This is a genomic window from Skermania sp. ID1734, assembly GCF_007489285.1.
GTDB lineage: Bacteria > Actinomycetota > Actinomycetes > Mycobacteriales > Mycobacteriaceae > ID1734.
In genome coordinates, this window is record NZ_VLIY01000019.1 from 22,128 (window position 1) to 42,811 (window position 20,684).

25 protein-coding genes are annotated in these 20,684 nt (G+C 65.6%); 11 read left to right on the forward strand and 14 right to left on the reverse strand.

Features of this window, described 5'->3' with window-relative positions; genetic code table 11:
• Positions 1 to 49: 49 nt before the first annotated feature.
• Genes FOS14_RS20580 through FOS14_RS20590 form a run of 3 tightly spaced genes read right to left on the reverse strand, consistent with a single transcriptional unit; the run spans position 50 to position 3,867 of the window.
• The gene (locus tag FOS14_RS20580) at positions 50 to 1,375 is read right to left on the reverse strand and encodes a cytochrome P450 (RefSeq protein ID WP_255450487.1); all 1,326 of its coding nucleotides are present in this window, start codon (positions 1,373 to 1,375) and stop codon (positions 50 to 52) included.
• A 1-nt stretch (position 1,376) separates the two neighbouring features.
• Positions 1,377 to 3,179, reverse strand: coding sequence for a peroxidase family protein (locus tag FOS14_RS20585; protein WP_143772707.1), 1,803 nt, complete (start codon positions 3,177 to 3,179; stop codon positions 1,377 to 1,379).
• A 55-nt stretch (positions 3,180 to 3,234) separates the two neighbouring features.
• A complete protein-coding gene (locus FOS14_RS20590; protein ID WP_143772708.1) occupies positions 3,235 to 3,867 on the reverse strand; it encodes a hypothetical protein in 633 nt (210 codons plus the stop codon).
• Between the two features lie 165 nt (positions 3,868 to 4,032).
• On the opposite strand from FOS14_RS20590, the gene FOS14_RS20595 reads away from it, so the two are divergent.
• Complete coding sequence (locus FOS14_RS20595) at positions 4,033 to 5,223, forward strand: CdaR family transcriptional regulator (RefSeq protein ID WP_255450488.1); 1,191 nt, start codon at positions 4,033 to 4,035, stop codon at positions 5,221 to 5,223.
• A gap of 19 nt (positions 5,224 to 5,242) precedes the next feature.
• On the opposite strand, the gene FOS14_RS20600 is transcribed toward FOS14_RS20595, so the two are convergent.
• The 3 genes from FOS14_RS20600 to FOS14_RS20610 form a co-directional block, all read right to left on the reverse strand.
• A complete protein-coding gene (locus FOS14_RS20600) occupies positions 5,243 to 5,761 on the reverse strand; it encodes a hypothetical protein (protein ID WP_143772709.1) in 519 nt (172 codons plus the stop codon).
• A 159-nt stretch (positions 5,762 to 5,920) separates the two neighbouring features.
• Positions 5,921 to 7,210 carry an adenylosuccinate synthase gene (locus tag FOS14_RS20605; protein ID WP_143772710.1) on the reverse strand — a complete coding sequence of 430 codons (1,290 nt, stop codon included), beginning with the start codon at positions 7,208 to 7,210 and terminating at the stop codon, positions 5,921 to 5,923.
• A 124-nt stretch (positions 7,211 to 7,334) separates the two neighbouring features.
• Positions 7,335 to 7,793 carry a hypothetical protein gene (locus FOS14_RS20610; protein WP_143772711.1) on the reverse strand — a complete coding sequence of 153 codons (459 nt, stop codon included), beginning with the start codon at positions 7,791 to 7,793 and terminating at the stop codon, positions 7,335 to 7,337.
• Between the two features lie 311 nt (positions 7,794 to 8,104).
• Between FOS14_RS20610 and FOS14_RS20615 the strand changes: the two genes are divergently transcribed.
• The 4 genes from FOS14_RS20615 (at position 8,105) to FOS14_RS20630 (ending at position 10,266) form a co-directional block, all read left to right on the forward strand.
• Positions 8,105 to 8,767: a hypothetical protein gene (locus FOS14_RS20615; protein WP_255450489.1), complete on the forward strand. Its 663-nt coding sequence runs from the start codon at positions 8,105 to 8,107 to the stop codon at positions 8,765 to 8,767.
• Complete coding sequence (locus FOS14_RS20620) at positions 8,749 to 9,510, forward strand: site-2 protease family protein (protein WP_143772712.1); 762 nt, start codon at positions 8,749 to 8,751, stop codon at positions 9,508 to 9,510. The genes FOS14_RS20615 and FOS14_RS20620 overlap by 19 nt, the downstream gene beginning before the upstream one ends.
• A gap of 91 nt (positions 9,511 to 9,601) precedes the next feature.
• Positions 9,602 to 9,823, forward strand: coding sequence for a hypothetical protein (locus FOS14_RS20625; protein ID WP_143772713.1), 222 nt, complete (start codon positions 9,602 to 9,604; stop codon positions 9,821 to 9,823).
• A 38-nt stretch (positions 9,824 to 9,861) separates the two neighbouring features.
• Positions 9,862 to 10,266 (forward strand): MarR family winged helix-turn-helix transcriptional regulator, encoded by a 405-nt coding sequence (locus FOS14_RS20630; RefSeq protein WP_143772714.1) that lies wholly within the window; start codon positions 9,862 to 9,864, stop codon positions 10,264 to 10,266.
• On the opposite strand, the gene FOS14_RS20635 is transcribed toward FOS14_RS20630, so the two are convergent.
• Both FOS14_RS20635 and FOS14_RS20640 read right to left on the reverse strand, forming a co-directional pair.
• Positions 10,267 to 11,415, reverse strand: a complete 1,149-nt coding sequence (locus tag FOS14_RS20635; protein WP_143772796.1) for an aromatic acid exporter family protein — start codon at positions 11,413 to 11,415, stop codon at positions 10,267 to 10,269.
• Position 11,416: 1 nt separating this feature from the next.
• Positions 11,417 to 11,836, reverse strand: a complete 420-nt coding sequence (locus tag FOS14_RS20640) for a DUF3151 domain-containing protein (protein WP_143772715.1) — start codon at positions 11,834 to 11,836, stop codon at positions 11,417 to 11,419.
• Between the two features lie 83 nt (positions 11,837 to 11,919).
• Between FOS14_RS20640 and FOS14_RS20645 the strand changes: the two genes are divergently transcribed.
• A complete protein-coding gene (locus tag FOS14_RS20645; protein ID WP_143772716.1) occupies positions 11,920 to 12,456 on the forward strand; it encodes a hypothetical protein in 537 nt (178 codons plus the stop codon).
• Here FOS14_RS20645 and FOS14_RS20650 read toward each other — a convergent pair.
• The 4 genes from FOS14_RS20650 to FOS14_RS20665 form a co-directional block, all read right to left on the reverse strand.
• Entirely contained in the window at positions 12,423 to 12,743 is a 321-nt protein-coding gene (locus tag FOS14_RS20650; RefSeq protein ID WP_143772717.1) for a hypothetical protein, read from the reverse strand. The genes FOS14_RS20645 and FOS14_RS20650 overlap by 34 nt on opposite strands.
• A gap of 224 nt (positions 12,744 to 12,967) precedes the next feature.
• Positions 12,968 to 14,008: a class II fructose-bisphosphate aldolase gene (fbaA, locus tag FOS14_RS20655; RefSeq protein WP_143772718.1), complete on the reverse strand. Its 1,041-nt coding sequence runs from the start codon at positions 14,006 to 14,008 to the stop codon at positions 12,968 to 12,970.
• 92 nt (positions 14,009 to 14,100) lie between these two features.
• Positions 14,101 to 14,736, reverse strand: coding sequence for a class F sortase (locus tag FOS14_RS20660; protein ID WP_143772719.1), 636 nt, complete (start codon positions 14,734 to 14,736; stop codon positions 14,101 to 14,103).
• The gene (locus FOS14_RS20665) at positions 14,729 to 15,844 is read right to left on the reverse strand and encodes a hypothetical protein (RefSeq protein ID WP_143772720.1); all 1,116 of its coding nucleotides are present in this window, start codon (positions 15,842 to 15,844) and stop codon (positions 14,729 to 14,731) included. Before FOS14_RS20665 ends, FOS14_RS20660 begins: the two co-directional genes overlap by 8 nt.
• A gap of 250 nt (positions 15,845 to 16,094) precedes the next feature.
• On the opposite strand from FOS14_RS20665, the gene FOS14_RS20670 reads away from it, so the two are divergent.
• Complete coding sequence (locus tag FOS14_RS20670) at positions 16,095 to 16,781, forward strand: VTT domain-containing protein (protein WP_143772797.1); 687 nt, start codon at positions 16,095 to 16,097, stop codon at positions 16,779 to 16,781.
• Between the two features lie 21 nt (positions 16,782 to 16,802).
• The gene (locus tag FOS14_RS20675) at positions 16,803 to 17,531 is read left to right on the forward strand and encodes a DedA family protein (RefSeq protein WP_143772721.1); all 729 of its coding nucleotides are present in this window, start codon (positions 16,803 to 16,805) and stop codon (positions 17,529 to 17,531) included.
• Here FOS14_RS20675 and FOS14_RS20680 read toward each other — a convergent pair.
• Positions 17,469 to 18,161, reverse strand: coding sequence for a hypothetical protein (locus tag FOS14_RS20680; RefSeq protein ID WP_255450491.1), 693 nt, complete (start codon positions 18,159 to 18,161; stop codon positions 17,469 to 17,471). The two genes, FOS14_RS20675 and FOS14_RS20680, sit on opposite strands and share 63 nt — an antisense overlap.
• Before the next feature lie 76 nt (positions 18,162 to 18,237).
• On the opposite strand from FOS14_RS20680, the gene FOS14_RS20685 reads away from it, so the two are divergent.
• The 3 genes from FOS14_RS20685 to FOS14_RS20695 are packed head-to-tail and all read left to right on the forward strand — an operon-like array spanning position 18,238 to position 19,669.
• The gene (locus FOS14_RS20685; protein WP_185981866.1) at positions 18,238 to 18,732 is read left to right on the forward strand and encodes a DUF3558 family protein; all 495 of its coding nucleotides are present in this window, start codon (positions 18,238 to 18,240) and stop codon (positions 18,730 to 18,732) included.
• A complete protein-coding gene (locus tag FOS14_RS20690) occupies positions 18,729 to 19,214 on the forward strand; it encodes a DUF3558 family protein (RefSeq protein ID WP_185981867.1) in 486 nt (161 codons plus the stop codon). The genes FOS14_RS20685 and FOS14_RS20690 overlap by 4 nt, the downstream gene beginning before the upstream one ends.
• Positions 19,211 to 19,669 (forward strand): DUF2599 domain-containing protein, encoded by a 459-nt coding sequence (locus tag FOS14_RS20695; RefSeq protein WP_255450492.1) that lies wholly within the window; start codon positions 19,211 to 19,213, stop codon positions 19,667 to 19,669. Before FOS14_RS20690 ends, FOS14_RS20695 begins: the two co-directional genes overlap by 4 nt.
• Before the next feature lie 89 nt (positions 19,670 to 19,758).
• Here FOS14_RS20695 and FOS14_RS20700 read toward each other — a convergent pair whose 3' ends face one another.
• Positions 19,759 to 20,667 carry a cytochrome c oxidase assembly protein gene (locus FOS14_RS20700; RefSeq protein ID WP_143772724.1) on the reverse strand — a complete coding sequence of 303 codons (909 nt, stop codon included), beginning with the start codon at positions 20,665 to 20,667 and terminating at the stop codon, positions 19,759 to 19,761.
• Positions 20,668 to 20,684: the final 17 nt, after the last annotated feature.

A 20,684-nucleotide genomic window follows, 5' to 3' on the forward strand; every position in this document is an offset into this window, starting at 1 on the left:
GCAGCCGCCCGGGGTACGGCGTGCGCAACCCCGGGCGGTTCGTCGCGTGCTAGACGAACTCGAACTCCAACGGGTACAGGTCCATGCCGTACGGCAGCTTCCGTCCGGCCTTTGCCGTGGTGCCAGATACCTTCGGCGTGGCCGAATTCAACACCTGAGCCAGAAACGCGGTGCCGAGGAAGATCGCCATTCCGGCACCCGGGCAGCCCTGCGGGCCGTGGCTGAAGAAGTTGAACGACCAGTTGGACCCGGCATCCCCGGAAGCCCATTCCTCGGGAGCGAAGCGGTCCGCATAGCTGACAATGTCGGCGTTGCGGTGAGCGAACATATTCGGGATCAGCACCTGTGTGCCTTCCGGTATGACTTTGCCGCTGGGCAGCATGACATCCCGGATGGCCACCCGGCCGAACAGACCGGTGGTCGGGTACAGCCGCATCGCCTCGAGCAGGCAACCCGAGAGATACGACAACGACGCCACCGCGGCGGGGCTGTCCAAGTCGCACACCTGCACCTCGGACACCGCCTTCGCGCGCTGGTCGGGGTGCGTGGCGAGTAGCGCGAGCGCGCGAGTGACGTTGGCGGCCAAGGTGTCTCCCATGGCGAACAACCAGTGCACCACCTGCCCGGCGGGATCCACGCCGTCCACCGCGGTGTCGGCGATCAGCCCGGCCAGGCTGCCCGACTCCGCGCGATCGAGGTAGTGCTGGACCCGCTTGATGAACGCCGGGTAGTCGTCACTGGTCTTGCCGGGCGTGTTGTTCGCCTGTCCCATCAGGTCTTTCAGCGCGGCGGTGATCGCCGTGTCGTCGGCGGCGGACTTGCCGAACACGACGATGCGCGTGAGCCGCTGGAAGGCCTCGTTGATGTCGGACCACTTGACCTTTCGCTGCTGCGAGAGGTCGAGGATGTGGTTCGCTTCCTCTTTCGCGGCCGCGAGCATGGGCTCGGCGAGGCGGTGCAACGGCTTGCCGGTGTCCAGGATCGCCTCGGCGAAGCGCCGACGCTGCTCCCAGACGGGCATCCGCGACAGCGTCAGCGCCTCGGGCTGAAACGCCACCATGCCTTTACGTTTGCTGCCGAAGTCGGACGCGAAGGGATCCGGAGATCCTTCGAGCACGAACTTGATGTCGTCTGGGTGATGAGCGAGCACAACCTCGTCGGTGGCCATCCGAATGAAGAACGGTTCGGGCCCGTACTTGTTGACGAGCCCGCGAACCGTCCGGAAGGTGTGCTGGTCACCACCCACCAATCCCGCTAGCCGGGTGGGCTTTTCACGCTTGGTGAACAATCCCTGCACAACGCTGGGCACCCCGACCACGGCGGTGAAGAGCACGCCATCCACGGTGGAGGCGTGCCGCAACTCCGTTCCGGACACCTCAGCTCCCGAACGGCATGTAGGCCTTGACCGTGTCCGCAGCCCGCATGATGATGTGCTTCTTGTCCGGAGACGGCGAACCGAGCGCCGGCCACGGCGCAAAGACCCGCTCCACGTCGCCGATCACCGGTTGCAGTTCCGGGTAGTGGCGCAGCAGAACGTCTTTCATCCCGTTGTTGTTCACCCAGTCGTAGCCGGTCTTGGTGTAGACCTCGGGCCGGAAGTCCTTGGTGAAGAAGCGGTCACTCTTGAGCCGGCGCGACGCCATCAGGATGAAGATCCGGAATGCGGTGTCGGAGAAGCCGAATCCCTTCGGCGGCTGCTCGGCCTGCATACCGATCTGCAGGTCCACCGCGTCCACGTCGCCGTTGTAGATCTCGTTGATCTCCTTGGCCCACTGCTTGTTCGGCGTGATGTCCTCGATCCGCTTGCGGCGCGGCATGCGCAGGGCTTCGCGGAAGTCGTTGTACCGCGGGACCCCTCGCTCGCGGTCTCGAACGATGTCGAGGGTGGCCAGGTCGGTGATCTGCCCGTCGAGGCGGTGCAGACTGCGCAGCGCGTTGGGGTAGTTGTGCAGACAGACGGCACCCGCACTGGCCAGGCCGAACGAATACCACATGTCGCCCATGCCCATGCTGTCCATGACCTCACGGGTGGCGGCACCTTGGATTTCGGTGAACGTCTTTTCCTGCAGCAGTTCGCCGGACTCCAACGAGTAGAACGACCAGTCGTCGGGGATCAACGGGTGCATGCGGTAGACCGAGACGAACTCCTCGGTGAGCGAGAACGGCGCGGCGTGGTGGTCGGTTGGCGAACCGATGATGCCGGAGAGCACCTCGCTGTCGCCGACGCGGCCGATTCGGTCGCGGAACGTCTCACCGAGCGCGCCGTACCAGTTGGCGTTCATGCCGATCTGCAAGGCCGGGTGACGTAGGATACACGTGGTCCACTCGACCGTGTGGATCTTGGCGATCAGGGCCGAAACCACCAGCACACCGAGCTCGAACAGGCGCTGGTCGGTAAGGCTTGGGTCGGCCTTCTTCAGCGCGTCGCAAACGGCGTTGTGTTCCCGGGAGAACAGGGTGTGCAGCAGCCCCGGGCCCACCCACCAGTTCTCCTGGAAGCCGGTGATGTCGATGCCGGGGATCTCGCTCTCGTGCAGCCGGCCCTTCTCGTCGACCTTGATCTTGCCGTCGACGAAGGTGCGCACGTACTTCTGCTTCTCAGCGCCGCTGCCGTACACCTGCGACCCGTCCCACCAGTGCGACTCGGTGTTGGCGAACACCGGTGCCGGGCACCCGTCGCGGATCTCCCCCTTCATCGGGATGGTTTCCCGGATCCGCATCGGGTTTTCGGGGAAATCGTCGCCGTCTTGCAGCGGGATCTCGATGTTGCGGCCCGGCACGCCGTTGCCGTGGAAGAACCAGTTGTGGTTTTCGAACTGCAACCATGCCGCCGCGAGCGCGTTGATGATGCCGGCGGGCTTGAAGGTGTCGCGAGCCATGAGCTTGCGGCTGATCTCGCGCGGGTCCGGGGTGAGCAGGCGCTTCTTGTCCACGATGGTCTGCTCGATCGGGACGTTGCGACCGAAGCCGGTGCCGCGTGCGCCCATCATGGGGCAGGACAGGTCGTTCCAGTCGCCGTCTGGCGTCCGGGCGCGCTCGGCCTCGGGCGTCAGCGGGTGGATGGGCTCGTCGGGCCGAATGCCCTCGCCCTCGAAGAGGTTCTTTTCGCGCAGGTCGACGCGCAGCTTGGACAGGTTGGCCAGTTGCAGAACGAGGGAGGGGTGCTCATACCACTGCATGTCGGAAAGCTCTTTCGGTGTGGGCTGAATAGGGAAGACGGACAAACGGGCGCGCTCAGGTGCGTAGCGCGAAGTAACCGATCTTGGAGTAGTTGCCGTTGGGCAGGCGGAACAGGATCTTGCCCAGGTAGGCACCCGGCACGATCTCGACAAGCTCGTCGCGGATGCTGCGGATGATCAGCGTCGGGTTGGATTCGATGTCGGCATAGTCGATCACCATGACCTCGCGGTCCGGGTCGTCCTTGCCCGCTTCGACGTAGGTCTTGAAATCGAACGCCAGCTTGCCCTTGTCCGCCTTCTTCATCGAATACAGCGGCCAGATCAGCTTGGACACCACCGCTGAACTGTCGGTCATCCGGTTGTCGCCAGTACCGGTGGCGGCGTCGAAGCGCTTGCCGTCCCACGGCATCCACATGCTGGTGAGTAGCTTGACCGCCGCATCGGTCGCGGTGTTGGTCGTCGTCATGACGAGGATGCCGTCGGTCGGTCCGTCGAGATCGCGCACCGGGCCGCCGAGACGGAACAGTTCGTTGAGCCGCTCGTCGGCCGTGTCTTTGTCGGTTTTGGCCAGCTCTTGCAATTCGACGATCTGAGCCCACGCGGCCTCTTGGGCGCCGGATCTGTCGTCGGAACTACGCGTGCGCAATGCCGAAACCGTGTCGGCGATTGATTCGGATGCTGCGGACATGGAAAACCCCCATCACATGTGAAGGTGCTGCGTTTGTGAACTTACGACCAACTGCCTGTCGCCCGTCGAGGAATCACGTTGTGGGTTCGAACAAAACTGCGGGTTGTCGCTGTGGGCGGCAACAACGGGGCATTTGGGCCTTGCCAGGGCTCGTAGTCTGACCGCGTGGAGGATGCGCTAGCGACACTGGCCAAGACGCTGCTTGCCCGGGTTACCGAACACGGCAGCGGCATGGCTGACGTGGTTCGGGAGCGGATCCCGTTCTACCGCGACGCCACCGCCGTCTCCATCGCCGAGTTGCGCGACAGTTGCACTGCCAACCTGCGTTACGTGTTCACCGCGCTCGCCGAGCACACTCCACCCGATCCGACGGCCGCTGCCGAGACCGGCACCCAGCGCGCGCAGTCGGGCGTGCCGCTGGCGACCGTCATGGCGGCCTACCGGGTGGGCTTTCGGTACATGTGGGAGAAGGTCGTTTCCGAGGCACGCCGGCTGGACGTGCCCAACGAGACGGTGCTCGAAGCGACGGCCCAGGCGATGGTCGCCCAGGATCTGTTCACCCACGAGATGGCCACTGCCTACAACCGCAGGATGACGGCCCAGATCGTGCGCCAGGAGACCGAACGCGCGGCGCTGGCGGAGGCAGTGCTGACCGGGTCGATCACCGACCGCAAGACCCTCTGGGAGGCCGCCGACCTGCTCGGTCTTCCGACGACGGGCAGATACGTGGTGGTCGCCGCCGAGTTGCCCGCGGCCGGGCGGCTGGCCCTCGACGACATCGCCGCGGTCCTCGGCGAGCATGGCATCCGATCAGCGTGGCGGCTGCTGCCCGAGCTGCAGGTCGGCATCGTCGCACTCGACAGTGAAGATGCATCCGGCGAGTCCTATGAATCGCTGATCAAGCTCTTGCAGCAGCACGCCGACAGCCGAATCGGCGTCAGCCCGATTTTCGACGACCTGACGCAGACGGGTCAGTCGCTCGAGTTGGCGCGGTTGACGGTGGCCAGTGGCCTGCCCGGCCGAACCGTGTCGCTGTTCGAGGAGAACCCGGTGGGTATCGCCGCGGTGAGTGCGCCCGCCGTGATGCAGCGCGTCGCGGCCAACGTGCTGGCACCGCTGAATGCGTTACCCGACGACGAGCGCCAAATGCTGCTGCAAACGCTTCGGGTATGGATCGACGCGGGCGGCTCGACCACCAAGGCCGCCTCGCGATTGTTCTGCCACCCCAACACCATTCGGTATCGGCTGCGCCGCATCGAGGAACAGACCGGCCGGCAGTTGAACCGGCCCGCCGACGCCGCGGCAGTGTGCCTGGCACTGCAGGTGGAGTCGAGCAAGCAGCACGGTCGTGGGTAAGCGGCGGTTGAGCAGTCCTCTAGTCGCCGCCGTCATGTTTGTCGCCGCCGTCATGACGTGACCGGACCGATCGGCCGACGCGCCCGGATCGGGCGTCGCGGTAGGCCCACGTACCCAAGATGAAGACGGACAGCGCTACAAGCCCGACTCCTAGGTAGCCCTTACCGCGGTGCAAGTCACGCATCTGTGCAGGTGTGTAGACATCTATGCGGATATCACCCAAGTACGAAGGAGACGTGAACGGAAGTGCCACGCCCGTTGGCAAGCCACGCTGCGGGTTCAACTTTTCGATCACCCGGCTCGTGCCCACGGTGAAAACGGTGCACCTGTCGGCAGAGTCCATTGGTTGTCCATCACAGAACGTACCGATCAGATACTTGTAGGCGAGGCCCCAGCCAACCAAAAACGCAATAAGTAGACCCACGAAGAGGCCGGCAACGACGAGGCGGCCCAGAACCCTCCTCACCTCGGCCCACGAATGCGCCAGGTCAGCGGGCGAGTCGGTCCGGCGAAATCGGTCACCGCTCCACGGTTGCACACCGCGCTCGTGCAATCCACCGCGCGGCAGTTCGCATCTCTAGTAAGCGCTTCGCTCCCCTCGGACAGAACGCGAACCGTGTGGTGCAGACGCGAAGTCGCCCGCTCCCCGCTGTGCGTGTTTTTTCACCGCGGGCGGTGAAAAAACACGCACAAGCGATTACTCCAGGATGTCGTGCCGCACGATGGTCTGGTCCCGGCCGGGGCCAACGCCGATGCACGAAATGCGCGCCCCGGAAAGCTCCTCGAGGCGAAGGACGTAGTTTTGCGCATTGCGCGGCAGATCCTCGAACACCCGCGCGTGCGAGATGTCCTCCCACCAACCAGGCATCTCCTCGAAGATCGGGCGGGCGTGGTGGAAGTCGCTCTGCGTCATCGGCATCTCGTCGAGGCGCTGGCCGTCCACGTCGTAGCCGACGCAGATCGGCACGGTGTCCAGCGTCGACAGCACGTCGAGCTTGGTGAGGAAGTAGTCGGTGATGCCGTTGACCCGGGTGGCGTAGCGCGCGATCACCGCGTCGAACCACCCGCAGCGCCGCGCCCGGCCGGTGGTGACGCCGACCTCGCCGCCCTGCTTGGCCAGGTACTCGCCGTGCTCGTCGAACAGTTCGGTCGGGAATGGGCCCGAGCCGACGCGGGTGGTGTAGGCCTTCAAGATGCCCATGACCGCGGTGATCCGGTTGGGCCCGATGCCGGAGCCGACGGCCGCCCCGCCCGCGGTCGGGTTGGACGACGTCACGTACGGGTAGGTGCCGTGGTCGACGTCGAGCAGCGTGCCCTGCGACCCTTCCAGCAACACGGTGTCACCCCGCTCGAGCGCCAGGTTCAGCGCGAGCCGGGTGTCACAAATGCGGTGCTTGAATCCCTCTGCTTTTTCCAACACCTCGTCGACGACGTGCTGCGGATCGAGCGCGCGGCGATTGTAGATTTTCGCCAACACTTGATTCTTGTATTCGAGTGCGGCCTCGACTTTTTGGGTAAGAATCTTTTCGTCGAGAACGTCTGCCGCGCGCACTCCGACCCGGGCAATCTTGTCCTGGTAGCACGGACCGATACCGCGGCCGGTCGTGCCGATTTTGGCGTTGCCGAGAAATCGCTCGGTGACCTTATCGATGGCGACGTGGTACGGCATGATCAGGTGCGCGTCCGCCGAGAGCAGCAGGCCGGTGGTGTCCACGCCGCGGTTTTCCAGGCCCGCGAGTTCATCGAGTAGCACGCCCGGGTCGACCACCACGCCGTTGCCGATCACGTTGGTGACCCCCGGCGTCAGGATGCCCGACGGAATCAGGTGCAGCGCGAAGTTGTCGCCGTTGGGCAATACCACCGTGTGGCCGGCGTTGTTGCCGCCCTGGTAGCGCACCACCCACTGCACGCGCCCGCCGAGCAGGTCGGTTGCCTTGCCTTTGCCTTCGTCGCCCCATTGCGCGCCGATCAGCACAATTGCCGGCATCAACTTCTCCTACTGTCGGCGGGTTGGCACGCGGGTGGACTGGCATCCAACGCGCTCTCAACGCGCAGCACGGTATGAAACTGCAGGTTCCTGCCGATTCTCGGGCAGTGGCCGGAAGAACAGTCTAGTGCAGGTGCGGCCAGTGGCCCCAATGCCGGCGCCCGGCGGTCGATGCGGTGTGGTGGATCGCGGCGCGCGTGAGCCGGCACAACTTGACCTCGACGTCCGCTCCGCCGCGTGCGGATCCGCCGCGGATCCTCGCGATCGAGGCCCGACACGTCGGCGGTGACCACACCTCGACGGGCACGGCCATGGGAGATGGCGGGGCGTCCAGGATGTGCAAATAGACAACACGATCCGGGTCACCACCGATGCGGTAGGCGACGCTGGCGTCCAGTCGGCTCCTCGTTGCCTTCGATTCGCTTCCGGATTGCGGCACGGCGTGCACGGTGGCGGCCGCGTGGGCGGCAATGCGCACAGGTAGCTGAGATTCCTTCGGCCACAACTCCGGCATTAACGATGAATCATCGAGCTGCAATTCTTCGTCGGTATTGTTAACCAATCGAACGTCTAATCCGACCATCGCTATTCACCTCTAGCCACCGCTAATCCCAATTTTCTCGTCGCCGTAAAGCTTTGATTTGCGCTTCGCGGCGACGTCCGGCGAGACCTTTATGCAATTGTGTCGCTCATCTGCTGCCCGCTGGCCTTCTGCAGGTGCCGCTGAGGTCTATGGTGGCACCGGGGTACGACACATCCGCCCGTCCCACGTGACCTCGTCGACTCCATGCATCGGACGCTGATGAAGGACTACCCGGGGCGAACGTGGCTAACCCCGCGGCGCCAGCGGCCACCGTGCACCCAGTCGTACCCAGAGCGAGGAAGGAGCGGGGAGTGAATTCGATCGTGCTGCGGTGCGGCGACGTTCCCCTGCCTATCGCGCTGGCGCCGCTCATGTGCATGCCGGCCGAAGCGATTCCGACCGACGCCGACCTGGAAGACGTTTGGCCGCAACTGTCTACCCAGACCGAACAGCGACTGATCGTCGTGGGCAGCGATGCCGCGTTCGCCGCTGTGCTGACCCGCTTGCTGCGCACCGAGCGACTGCAGATAGCCCTCGCGCTCGTCCCGGACGAGGACTCCATCGCGGCGAAGGTGTACAGAATCGGCACCGGCGCGGCCGCCGCGACTCGCGCGCTGCAGGGAAAACCCAAGGAGCATCCGCTGATTCGCGACGACACCGGCGTGGCGCTCGTCGGTACGGCGACGATCACCGGACCGCAAGGCGGCGCCGTCGAGGGCGAGGCGTACGTCGACGACACCAAACTGTTCACCGGCACCGTTGCCGCCCTGCATGTTTCGCCGTGCGCGGACATGCCAGGCGTGCGCGCGCGCGTCGAGCGCGGGCCATTGCGCCGCGGGCGCTGGGTGAGCGGACGGGCGGTCCAGTTGGGTAGCAGCGCCGCCGTCGTTGAACGCGACGGCATACCCAGCGAGCGACCGGTGCGCAGGTCGGCGTTCTACCGCCACCACGAACCGTGGCTGCTCGTGCGTTGATACGGCCGAGCCCGGTCTTTCTCGGAGTCCTCGTGCTCGCGGTCGCCGGCGGCGTGATCGCCTGGCGCAGCGACGTCGGGTCCACTGCGGCACGGATCGGCGTGGTGCTGCTCGTGGTGTTCGGTTGGATTGTCACGGTCTGCCTGCACGAGTTCGCCCACGCGTATCTGGCCTGGCGGGCCGGCGATCAAGACGTGCAGGTGCGTGGCTACCTGACGCTCAACCCGCTGCGGTACAGCCATCCCCTGCTGTCGATCGTGCTGCCCGTGGCCTTCATCGCGCTCGGTGGGATCGGCCTGCCCGGCGGTGCCGTGTATGTGCACTCGGACCGGTTCAGCCCGCGGGTGCAGCGGCTGATCAGTCTGGCCGGGCCGGCGGTGAACGCGCTCGCCGCAGTCGTCTTGCTGGGCGCCGCGGCGACCGTGGGTAGTTCGACGTCGCACCCGGCGTTCTGGTTCGGCGTGAGCTTCCTCGGTTTCCTGCAGGTGACGGCGACCATCCTCAACCTGCTCCCGGTTCCGGGACTCGACGGCTACACCGCGTTGGAGCCGTCGCTGGACCCGAAGCTGAAGCGCTCGCTGGATCAGTACAAGGGCATCGGCCTGCTCGCGGTGATGGCGCTGTTGTTCGTGCCGAGAATCAACGCCGCATTTTTCAGTGCGATTTTTTGGCTGTTCGGGCTCTCCGGCGTCCCGGTGTGGTGGCTGATCTACGGCGCCGACATGGTCCGGATCGGCCACTAGCCATAAGTGTGCGACCAGTCACTGTTGCGGAATAAATATCGCGTCACGATGTATTCTATTAGTACAGGGCACTAACGGAAAGGTGGCAGCAATGAGCGCAGTCGACGTTGTGACAATCATCCTCGTGGCAGGTTTGGCAATCGTGACCGTCGCAATGGCGTTCCTTGGACTCCTCGGCCTCATGGGCACAACTCGGATCGAGCGCTGCCCGGACTGTGACCATCTCGCTTTCAGGCACGCCGACAACACCTCCTCTTGCCTGGTCTGCAGCCATCCGCGGGTCGTGCATCCGTTCCACCCGAGCGCGGCATAGCGGCGACCGTCGCCGCGACGGGGCGATATCGTGGCGCCGTGGGACTTTCGGACGGCTCGTATGCGCAGCTACTCAGGCTGCGCACCGGGTTACGCCGTTTCGAGCGGTGGAGCGCGCAGCAAGCACAAGCCGCGGGCCTCACCGCGACCCAGCATCAGTTGTTGTTGGCCATCCGCGGTCACAGTGATCCCCGGGGGCCCACTATCAGCGACATCGCCGATTACCTACTGCTGCAACACCACAGCGCCGTCGGGCTCATCGACCGGGCCGAAGCCGCCGGGCTCGTGCACCGGGCCCGCACCGACACCGACCAGCGGGTGGTGCGGCTTCGGCTGTCCGAACTCGGCGCGCAGTGTCTGGAAGGGCTCACGGCGTTGCATGTCGAAGAACTGCGCCGGCTGGGCCCACAGCTCACCGCGCTGTGGCCACCCGCCGACGATTAGCTACTGATCGGCCGGCGGGATCGCCGGATGCGGAACGGTGGGCGGCAGCAGCGCCATCGCGGAAGTTCGTTTGAGACCCGCAACTTGCATCAAGTCCACGGTGGCCGAGCGGATTTGCGCGAAAACCACATGAGCCGACAGCCCGGCGTCGGCGACCAGTTCCGGACGCGCACCGTAGGCAACCTCCCGCAGCACGCGCGCGGCCTCAGCCTGGTCGGGCATCTGCCCGGGGTCCGCCATGACCATTCGCCGCAGCACATCGGCGGCCTGGGACAGCTTCTCCACTTCGTCGATCAATCGCGGGTCGAGGATTTCGTCGTCACGCACCAGTGTCAGCGCCCGTCGCAACAGGACGCGAACGTTGCGCACGGCGTTGTCGAGCGGATCGGCGATCTGAGTGAGGCGCTCGAGTCGGTTGCGGCTGCTCCAGTACATCGGCGAGATCACGCTGATCTCGCGTCCGCCCTTGAGGAACGTTCGCATGGCGTCGAGTTGCGCCTGCGTCGCCCGGGCCCGGCGCAGCGCGACGACGATCTCGTCGGCATTCTGCTCGAGCAGCCCGTCGGCACACTGGGCCAGCGCCGAACTCATGACGCCGAGAATGCTGGCGGCTTCGCGCCGTGCCCGGCGCACCGGGTGAGTGGGCAGCAGCGCCACCACGGCGATGCCCACCAGACCACCGATCAGCGCGTCGGTCATCCGGTCGAACCCGCCGCGGTTCCCTGGTGGAATGAGCGTGGCCACCAGAACTGCCGAGCCGGCCGCCTGGGTGGCGATCACCGGGCCGCCGTCGAGCAGCACGGCGGTGCTCATCGCGAGCGCGACCACGAGAATGATCTGCCACACGCCGGTGCCGACAGCGGAGATGAACAGGTCACCGACGCCGATCCCGACCGCGACGCCCACCACCAACTCCACCGAGCGCCGCAGCCGCGCACCCAACGACACACCCAGCGACACGACCGCGGCGATCGGCGCAAAGAACGGGCGCGGGTGGTTGGCCAGATCGTGCGCTATCCACCACGCGAGTCCCGCGGCGAGCGAGCACTGCAGGATCGGCGCCGCCGAGCGTTCCACCCGACGCAGCGACGTTCGCAGTCGCGCTTTGCCCCGCAGGCTCGCCGGGACGAATTGGCCGATCGCGGCCAAACTATTCGATACCGAGCGCTTCCGCGGCACGAGGGTCGCAGTCCTCCAGCAGATCCAGGCAACGGGCGTGTTCGTCGGTTTCGCCGATACGTTGGGCCGCGACAGCGAGTGCCGCAACGCAGCGGAGGAAACCGCGGTTGGGCTCGTGGCTGTAGGGAACCGGGCCGAAGCCCTTCCACCCGTTTCGGCGCAGCTGATCCAGGCCACGGTGATAGCCGGTGCGGGCGTAGGCATACGCGGTGATGGTCTGGTCGGCTTTCAGCGCGGCCTCGGCCAGGTACGCCCAGGCGATGGACGCGGTCGGATGATCGGCGGCGACCTGCGCCGGGTCGGTGCCGTTGAGGAGCGCTACCTCCGCATCATCGTGGTCGTCTGGCAGCAAGATTGGCTGGGGTCCGAGCAGATCACCGAAGGACGTCATGGGCTACATTGTGCCCGCGGCCGCATCTGCTCGATACGCTGTGCCTTGCGGATAGCCGCGGTTGGAAAGGTGAGGGGTAACTTGTGACGGATCCAGGCAAGCCGGAAGAGTCGCGCGAACCACTCCCCCCGCCGATGGCGATGCCGCAGCGAGTCGACCCCGTCGAGCCACCGAAGGTGCGCAAGAAGCGCGGTAAGTGGCTGGCCGCGGCCGCCGCAGCCATCGTGGTCATTTGTGGTGCTGGCGCGGCAATCGGATATGCCATCCAGCAGCACAACGCGGCGAATGCACCCGAAAAGCAGATTCGCGCGCAGATCGAGGTCTTCGCGGAAGCGTTGAGCAGCGGGAACATTCAGCAGCTGCGGCAGAATTCGTGCGGCCCGCTCGCGGACTACTACAACCACATTTCCGACGCCGACTTCGCGGCCGTGTACAAGACCGCGGTGGCGCAGAAGAACATTCCGGTGGTCTCCAGCATCAATGCCGTGCAGGTCACCGACAAGACCGCCATCGCGCAGGTGACCGCCTACACGAAAGCGGAGCCCCAGACGAAGTCAGCACGGACGTTCAGCCTCGAGGAGACCGATCAGGGCTGGAAGGTCTGCGACCCGCCGACGTAAAGGTCTTCCTCGGCGGCGCTGCGCAAGGCCGCCACCCGATCCCGGATTCGCGCGGCGGTCTGGCGCGGCATATAGGCGGGTCCGTAGTTGCTGCGGCCGAGTCGGCGGACGCGCGATCGACGGATTTCCCACCGTAGGGCGTCCGACACGGCTTTCGAGGCTCTGCCGGGGAATTGAAAACCCTGTTCTTCCAGAGCCTTGACGAGCTCAGCGACCGTTTGTGGCCCTTCGTCGAACAGTTGCTGAGTAAGCGCGTAGCGCAGGTTTATCCCCCGAATTGGCTGCATGGTTGCGAGGATGCCGGAGCCCTCCGACAGGTTTCGGGGGCCGGGTTTCTCGCGAGCGGCATCCGCCGACTGTCTCGGGGTACATGCGATCGCCCGCCTACGAGCAACAATCCGTCGCGCGCGATCCGCACTACCGAGATCCCGACGCGACCGACACCACTTTGTCGCTCATAGTCGGGCGAGCGCATATACCCCTGGGACCGCGGCCGCGGACCGCCGAACCCTTACTTCCCGGTCAGCGACTTCCCCGCCGACTTCAGGTCGTTGCACGCCTCGACCACGCGTTCGGACATCGACGCCTCGGCCTTCTTCAAGTAGCTGCGCGGGTCATAGACCTTCTTGTTGCCCACCTCGCCGTCGATCTTCAGCACGCCGTCGTAGTTTGCGAACATGTGCCCGGCAATCGGCCGGGTGAACGCGTACTGGGTGTCGGTGTCGACGTTCATCTTCACCACGCCGTACTTCAACGAGTCATCGATCTCGCTCTTCAGCGACCCCGACCCACCGTGGAACACGAAATCGAAAGGCTTTGCATCCGAAGGCAAGCCGAGACGCTCCGCCGCCACCCGCTGCCCCTCGGCGAGCACCTCCGGGCGCAACTTCACGTTGCCCGGCTTGTACACGCCGTGCACATTGCCGAAGGTCGCCGCGAGCAGGTACTGCGCACCCTGGTCGCTGGCGCCGAGCGCATCGATAGTCTTCGCAAAGTCCTGCGGCGAGGTGTACAGCTTCTCGTTGATCTCGGCCTCGACACCGTCTTCTTCACCGCCGACGACACCGATCTCGATCTCGAGAATGATCTTCGCGGCGGCAGCCTTTTCCAGGAGGTCCTTGGCGATGACCAGGTTCTCGTCGATCGGCACCGCGGAGCCGTCCCACATGTGCGACTGGAACAGCGGGTTGTTGCCGGCGTTCACCCGCTCCTGCGACAACGCGATCAGCGGACGGACGTACGTATCGAGCTTGTCCTTGGGGCAGTGGTCGGTGTGCAGCGCGATGGTCACGTCGTACTTTGCGGCCACCACGTGCGCGAACTCGGCCAACGCCACCGCGCCGGTGACCATGTCCTTGACTCCGAGGCCGGAACCGAACTCGGCGCCACCGGTGGAGAACTGAATGATGCCGTCACTGCCAGCGTCGGCAAAGCCCTTGATGGCGGCGTTGATGGTTTCCGACGACGTGCAGTTGATCGCCGGGAACGCGTAGGACCCCGCTTTGGCCTTGTCGAGCATCTCGGCGTAGATCTCGGGGGTTGCGATGGGCACGGCGGCAGACCTCCATGATTCAGACGTTTATTGCCAATACCCTAGGCCAGCGTGATTTCGCGGCGTCAGAAGATAGGCCCAATCGCGCGCCGCTACGACGCCAAAGCGGTGATGACCACCAGATTGTCGTAGGTGTCGTGTCCCTGCGGGGTGGTGTCACACGTTTCCAGGATCAGCCGACCCGGCACGTTCTTCAGCAGGTCCGTGCGCGACGCCAACTGCGCCTTGGGCACCCGAAGCACCTGCGTCACCGTGTAATTCAAGACGCCGTTGGCGGTGCCCACCGTGACCGTGTTGCCCGGCCGCACCTTCTCCAGCCGCGAGAACGGCACGAAAACACCGGATGCGTCGACGTAGTTGTGGCCGACGATGAACGACGTGCCCGCTGAATCGGTGCCGGGCTGGTTGCTGTCCTTGCGAAACACCGGCCGGTTGTCGACGGGAACCACCTTGCCGTCGATGGCCTTGATGCCGTGCGGATTCATCATCGTCTTGTCGAGAATCCCCGGTTCGATGGAGATCCAGATCGGGTCGGCCTGCGGAATCCGGTCGCTGAGGACGGCCGGGTGTGGCGGGTCGAGCACCTGCGAGGCCGCCTGTTGAGTTGTTGGGTGCTGGACCGGCGAAACGGTGGGGGCGCCGCCGTTGTCGGTGCTCGCACTCCGAGCTCCAACCAACAGCGCCGCCCCCACCAGGATTGCCGCAGTCGCCCCGAGGGGTCTAATCACGCGGCGCACCGAACCAACGACGCACCTTCTCCCGCACTACGAAACCGGCGTCGTACAGCTTCTCGCGCGCCACATAGCCGGCGTCGTACAGCCGGTCGGCGACATCAGTGGTCCACGACGGATCCGCCGAACTGTCCTCGCCCGCAGTGTCCGACGAACCGGCCACCGACGAACCCGCGCCCACACGTGCCTTGGTACGGCGACGCATGGCGAGCAGCAACAGTCCGCCCAGGATCAGGACCAGACCGAGGCCGTTCATCACCCAGTGCACGATCGTGTTGGCGCCATTCAGGATCGTCTGACCCGGGTTGCGACCGGTGACGACGCCGGCACCCGGCGTGTTGGCCGCACCGGCACCTGCACAGGTTGGCGCACCACCCGGTCCGCTGGCGGGAGCCCCGCCCGCGCCCGGTGCCATGTTTTCCGTGCACGGCGCGCAGCCGGGACCGCTACCGGGAGCAGCACCGCCGCCACCCGGCGTCATGCCGGTGCACGGCGCACTAGCCGGCGAGGCTCCCAGTCCACCCGGCGCGGCACCGCCACCACCGGGGGCTGCTCCACCACCGCCGACCGGCGGGACAATTGGCGGCGGCGCGGCCGCGGGCGGGGGCGGAAGCAGCGGCAGCGCCGCGGGAACGCCCGGCGGGATGGCCATACCGGAGAGCTGGCAGTTACCCACCGCGGTCACCTGCTGGTCGGCCGCGAGCTTGGTGTTGGTGGCCGCGGTGTCGGCAGCCTGCGACGCCTGCTGGGTCTGCACGGCCGCGGCCGCCTTGGCCTGCAGGTCGCGCTGGACGTCCAAAGCCGCACCCGAGTTGACGGCTGCCTGGTACGCGGCCTGCGCGTCGTTCGCGGCCTTCGTGTCCGCGGCAAGTTTGGCGTCGGCAGCGTTCTTGGCGTCATTCGCGGCCTGGGCCTGGTTGGCGGCCTGCTCGGCGGCGCCACAGGCATAGGTCTTGGGCGGCGGTGGCGGGGGCGGCGCCGGTGTGCCTGTGACATCACCGGAGGCAAATGCGACGCCGCCGCCCAGCACGACGGAGGCGGCAAGCATGACCGCCACCGTGCACTGGCGAGCCAACGCCCGGGGACGCTGATCGATGCTGGTCATTCGGGGTTCCTTCTCGACTCGGTGTTCTCGAACTGCGGCAGCTGTTGGTCTAACTGGACAAAACTCTCGACCATGGACTCGTCAACGACACGTAGCGACTTTCGGCGTCAACAACTCCGATATGGACTCTTAATCACTTTGATACCTTCCGCCACAGCAGTTGACTGATGAAACATACGCCACACGATCGGGCGAGCCGGGTAACCGCGCCGGTACTCTGGGCGGCGTGATTTCGCTGGCAGCATCCGAAGTGACCACCAACCTGGCGTTGATGCCGAAGTGGTTCGACCCCATGTACCTGTTGACCAATGGGGGCCCCTTCGCGCACGCAGTGCTGCCGGCGATCTTGGTCATCGTCTTCATCGAGACCGGGCTGCTGTTTCCGCTGCTCCCGGGCGATTCTCTGCTCTTCACGGGCGGGCTGCTGAGCGCGCAACCGCATCCGCCGGTGTCCATCTGGGTGCTGCTGCCGGCCGTGGCGATCACGGCGATCCTCGGCGATCAGTGCGCATACTGGATCGGGCGCGCCATCGGCCCGGCGCTGTTCCAGAAGGAAGACACGCGGTTGTTCAAGAAGCACTATGTGACCGAGTCGCACGCGTTCTTCGAAAAGTACGGTCCCAAGACGATCATCCTGGCCAGATTCGTGCCGATCGTGCGCACGTTCACGCCCGTGCTGGCCGGCGTGTCGAAGATGACCTACCCGAAGTTCCTCGGCTTCGACATCGTTGGCGGCATCCTGTGGGGTGGCGGTGTCACGCTGGCCGGCTACTTCCTCGGCAACGTCGCGTTCATCCGCAACCACGTCGAGGCGATCTTCATCCTGATCGTGCTCGTGTCGATCCTGCCCGGCATCTTCGAGATCGGTAAGCGAACGGTCGCGTCGCGCCGCGCCCCCACCGATCCGGAGCCAGTGGGCTCCGACTCCAACGCCTGAGTCGATAAAAGCATGTGAGATATGTTTTTCGCCTCGGGCGGATTTGATCCGCTAGCGTCCGCTGGACCAGCCATGGTCTGGGCCGTTGTGCTCGTCTTCGTTTTTCTTGAGTGCGCCCTCATCATCGGACTCTTCCTGCCCGGCGACTCCATGCTGATCACGGCCGGCATCGCGCTCGCCGCGACATCGGCGGGTCCGGTACATATCTGGGGCTTGGCGATCGGCGCCATGGTCGCCGCGGTCGCCGGTAACCAAGTGGGTTACCTGATCGGGCACCGGGCGCGCGGAACAGTGTTGGCGCGCCGCAACGGCAAATACATCAACGCCCGAAATCTGCATCGCGTGAACGTGCTGCTGGACAAACACGGCTTCTGGGCCGTGTGCGTGTCCCGCTGGGTGCCCTGGGTGCGGACGCTGTGCCCGCTCGTCGCCGGGTCGGCCCGGATGAATCACCGCAAGTACACGATCGCCAGCGCCCTGGGTGCGGTGGTGTGGGCGCCGGTGTTGCTGATGATCGGCTACTACGCCGGGGAATGGATCAACGGCGTCCCGTGGCTCATGCCCGCGGTCCTCGCGACCATGGGAGCCGGGCTGGTCGTCGGCACCGTGCTCGGCATCCGCCACTACACGCAGGAGATGTCGCGGCCCAGCGAGCCGCTGGCGGTCGAAAGCGTGGAGCACCACCACTCATCCGAGAATGTTCACCGCTCGCGCGAGCACCATCGCCACGGTGGTCAGCGCGACGGCTGACTGCACCATCATCGCCAGCTTCGCCCAGCGCGAGAGCGGCATCGTGTCGGTCGGGCTGAACGCCGTCGCATTGGTGAAGGAGACGTACAAGTAGTCGGCGAATGCCGGCTCCCAGTCCGGCGGGCTGAGGTTCTGCGGCGAGCTCATCTGCGGGAACAGAAAGTCGGGATACTTGGCGATGCCGTAGGTTCGGGCCGCCGGCCCACCCCGGTCCAGCTCCCAGTACCAGAGCCCGAACACGATGATGTTTGTCAGGTAGATCGCCCCGCCGCTGGCCAACAACTGTGCGGCGCCCGCATGGCTGTGATTGGTCACGACGTCACGGACGAGCGCAGCCGCCGAGTACGTGTTGGCCACGCTGACGATCGCGATCAAGGTCAGCCCGGCCGCGCGCAATGCCGTCGAGCGCTTGTCCATACGCAGCGGATTGAACGCCACCAGACCCACCAGGACGACCGCCTCGAGAGCCGGCAGCAGGTATCGGGAGTAGAGCATCAGCCGCTCGGGCAGCGCCAACTGAAGCACAATCGCCAGGACGATGGCGCTGGTAGCGGCCCATCGCGACTCGCCCTCGGTGCGGCGGCGCCAGGCGGGAACTGCGGCGGCTGCCGGTTTGGTCTGCTCGATCACGGACACTATGCTGCCTTGGATTGCGGCTGCGGGCACTATGATCAACGGTCGAGATCAACTCTCGTTGGGACTGGACATGATTCGCATATGCGCGGCGTCGCTGTTGGTCGCGACTTTCGCCGTTGCAGGCTGCGGCGCCAGTCCAAATCAGTCGACATTGCCGGATAAACCGGTACGCGGCTTGTCGTTTGGGCTGTGCAACACGCTTTCGGATCAGGATGTGACCGCTGACGCCGGGATGGCCAGTCTCACCCGGGTGCTGACCACCTCGATGGGTTGCCAATGGGAACAAGGCAATTCACCCAATTCCACCATCGTGAGCACGTGGTGGTACCGCGGCAGCCCGATCGCCGACGCGCGGGCAGACTCCGTGGTGGCCCACGACACCGACGCCGATGTCCACGTCGGCGACCTGTCCGGATTCACCGCGCGTACCCCGGGCGGCTGCTCGGTGTCGTTGAGCAGCGGACTCGATTACGCCACGTGGTCGGTGCAACATCTAGCGGCTCCCGACCCCTGTGCTGCCGTCGAATCCCTGGCCCGGTCGAGCCTGACCCGGAGCCATCAGTGAAGCGCGTCGTCCTGCTTCTCGCGCTCGCGGCGTCCGCTTGCACAGCAACCGATTCCGGCGTCGCCACCACGGCGCACCGGCCATCCGACTCCAGCTATCCGTGCGGCCTCGTGAACGTTTCCGACGTCGTCGCCGCGGTGGGTGCGGCCGGCGGCGAACGCGTTGGGTCGGGCGCGATTTGCCAATGGCGGCTCGACGCGCAATCGGGTGTCGTCGATGCGACGTTCGGTTGGTTCGTCAACGGTTCACTGGACCGCGAGCAGACGGTGAATTCCAGCCTCGGCTATTCCGTTGCGCCTGCGAAGGTTTCCTATCACCGGGCGATCAGCATCAGCCGCAGCGACGATCCCGGCACATGTGCGATGGCCGCCGACACCGACTCCGGCGTGGTCGAGTGGTGGATTCATTTCCGCGGGGATGCCAATAACCCGTGTGCAGCGGCACAAACGTTGACCGCCAAGACGTTGGACCTCGAACCGTGAAGCCCGCCCGGATTGCCTTGAGCGCCTTGATTGCCGCAATGGCTGTTGGTTGCGCGTCGGCACCGCAGGCATCGCCGCCACCGGCTCCCACCACGACCACCACTACTGCCACTCGGCCGGCGTACCCCACCAGCGACCCCTACGTTGGGCAACCGCTGATCGACCATGTGCAGTGGACGACCACGCGCCAAGGCAAGCGGCTGATGATCTTCCCTACCGAAGCCGGGCGAAAGGACCAGTTCCCGAGCGCCGTCGACCGGGCGTGGGCCGAGGTGGTGCGCCTGGCACCGGGTGCTGACACCCCCGGCATGTTCGACCAGTTTCGCTGCCACTGGAATTGGGCGCGAGCGGTCGCACCGGACAAGCCGAGCTGGAACCTGGAGCCGTGGCGGCCGGCGGTGGGTTACGACGCGACCGTGCAGGCATTCTGCAATCCGGGCGGGCCGGAGGAGTAACCCGTGCCCGTGCCCGCCGCCCCCTGTGCGTGATTTTTCACCGCGGGCGGTGAAAAATCACGCACAGGGAGGGGCCACTGGGTCACCGTTCAGCGCCGGAACCGGTCCCGCAACTGCGGATCGTTCTCCCACCACAAACCGCTGGCCGGCGCGGCGTCGAACTCCTCATCGAGTTCCTGATCCACCACGACCTCTTTGCGACGCTCATCGGAACTGAATGCCTGCAACAACATCAGCAACAGCGGCAGCCCGATCACATCGCCGAGGATCCACAGGATCCCCGCGCCGATGGTCTGGTCAGTACGCGGACTCGGCCCCCAGCCGCGTCCCGCGTAGTACGACGCGATCAGCACCGAGCCTTGCCAAAGCACCACACCGAGAATGCCGTCACCGAGGGTCTCGACCGTCGTGATGATCAGCGAAATCGCTTGCGAATAGCGGTGCGGCACCGGGTCGGCCTGCAACCTGGCGTAGTAGTAGCCGAAGCCGATGACCACGAGAAGTAACCGCGTCACCGCATCGACCACGCCGTTCTCCAGCAGCGTGCGATACCAACCCGTCATGTACAGCAGCCAGGGCGTGAGCAGCATGGCCGCCGACGTGGTGATCGGGTGGACGAGACCGCGCGCGAACCCGGTGTCGAGCAATGCGTCCATCCGCGCTCGCGCCGGTTCGTCGAGCGCGTCGCGAAGCACGGTCAGCGGCTTGCCGAACGCCAGACACAGCGGGGCCAGCGACAGCAACAGCAGCACCTGCAGCGCCCGCACCCAGAACAGCGTGTCTGAGTACACCCCGAGGAAGCCCGAGCCCGCATAAAACCAGCACAGCAACCCGAATGCGAACACCGTCACGCGGATCCACGGGACGGTGCGGGCGCGACGCACCACCCCGAGCGCATAGGCCGCGCCGACACCGACGACGGCGACGGCAGTCGTCGGCTCGAATCGCCACGCCGTGAGCACGGCACTCAAGGTGAGCGGGTCGGTCACTAATGCCACGCCGTAAGTATGCGCTT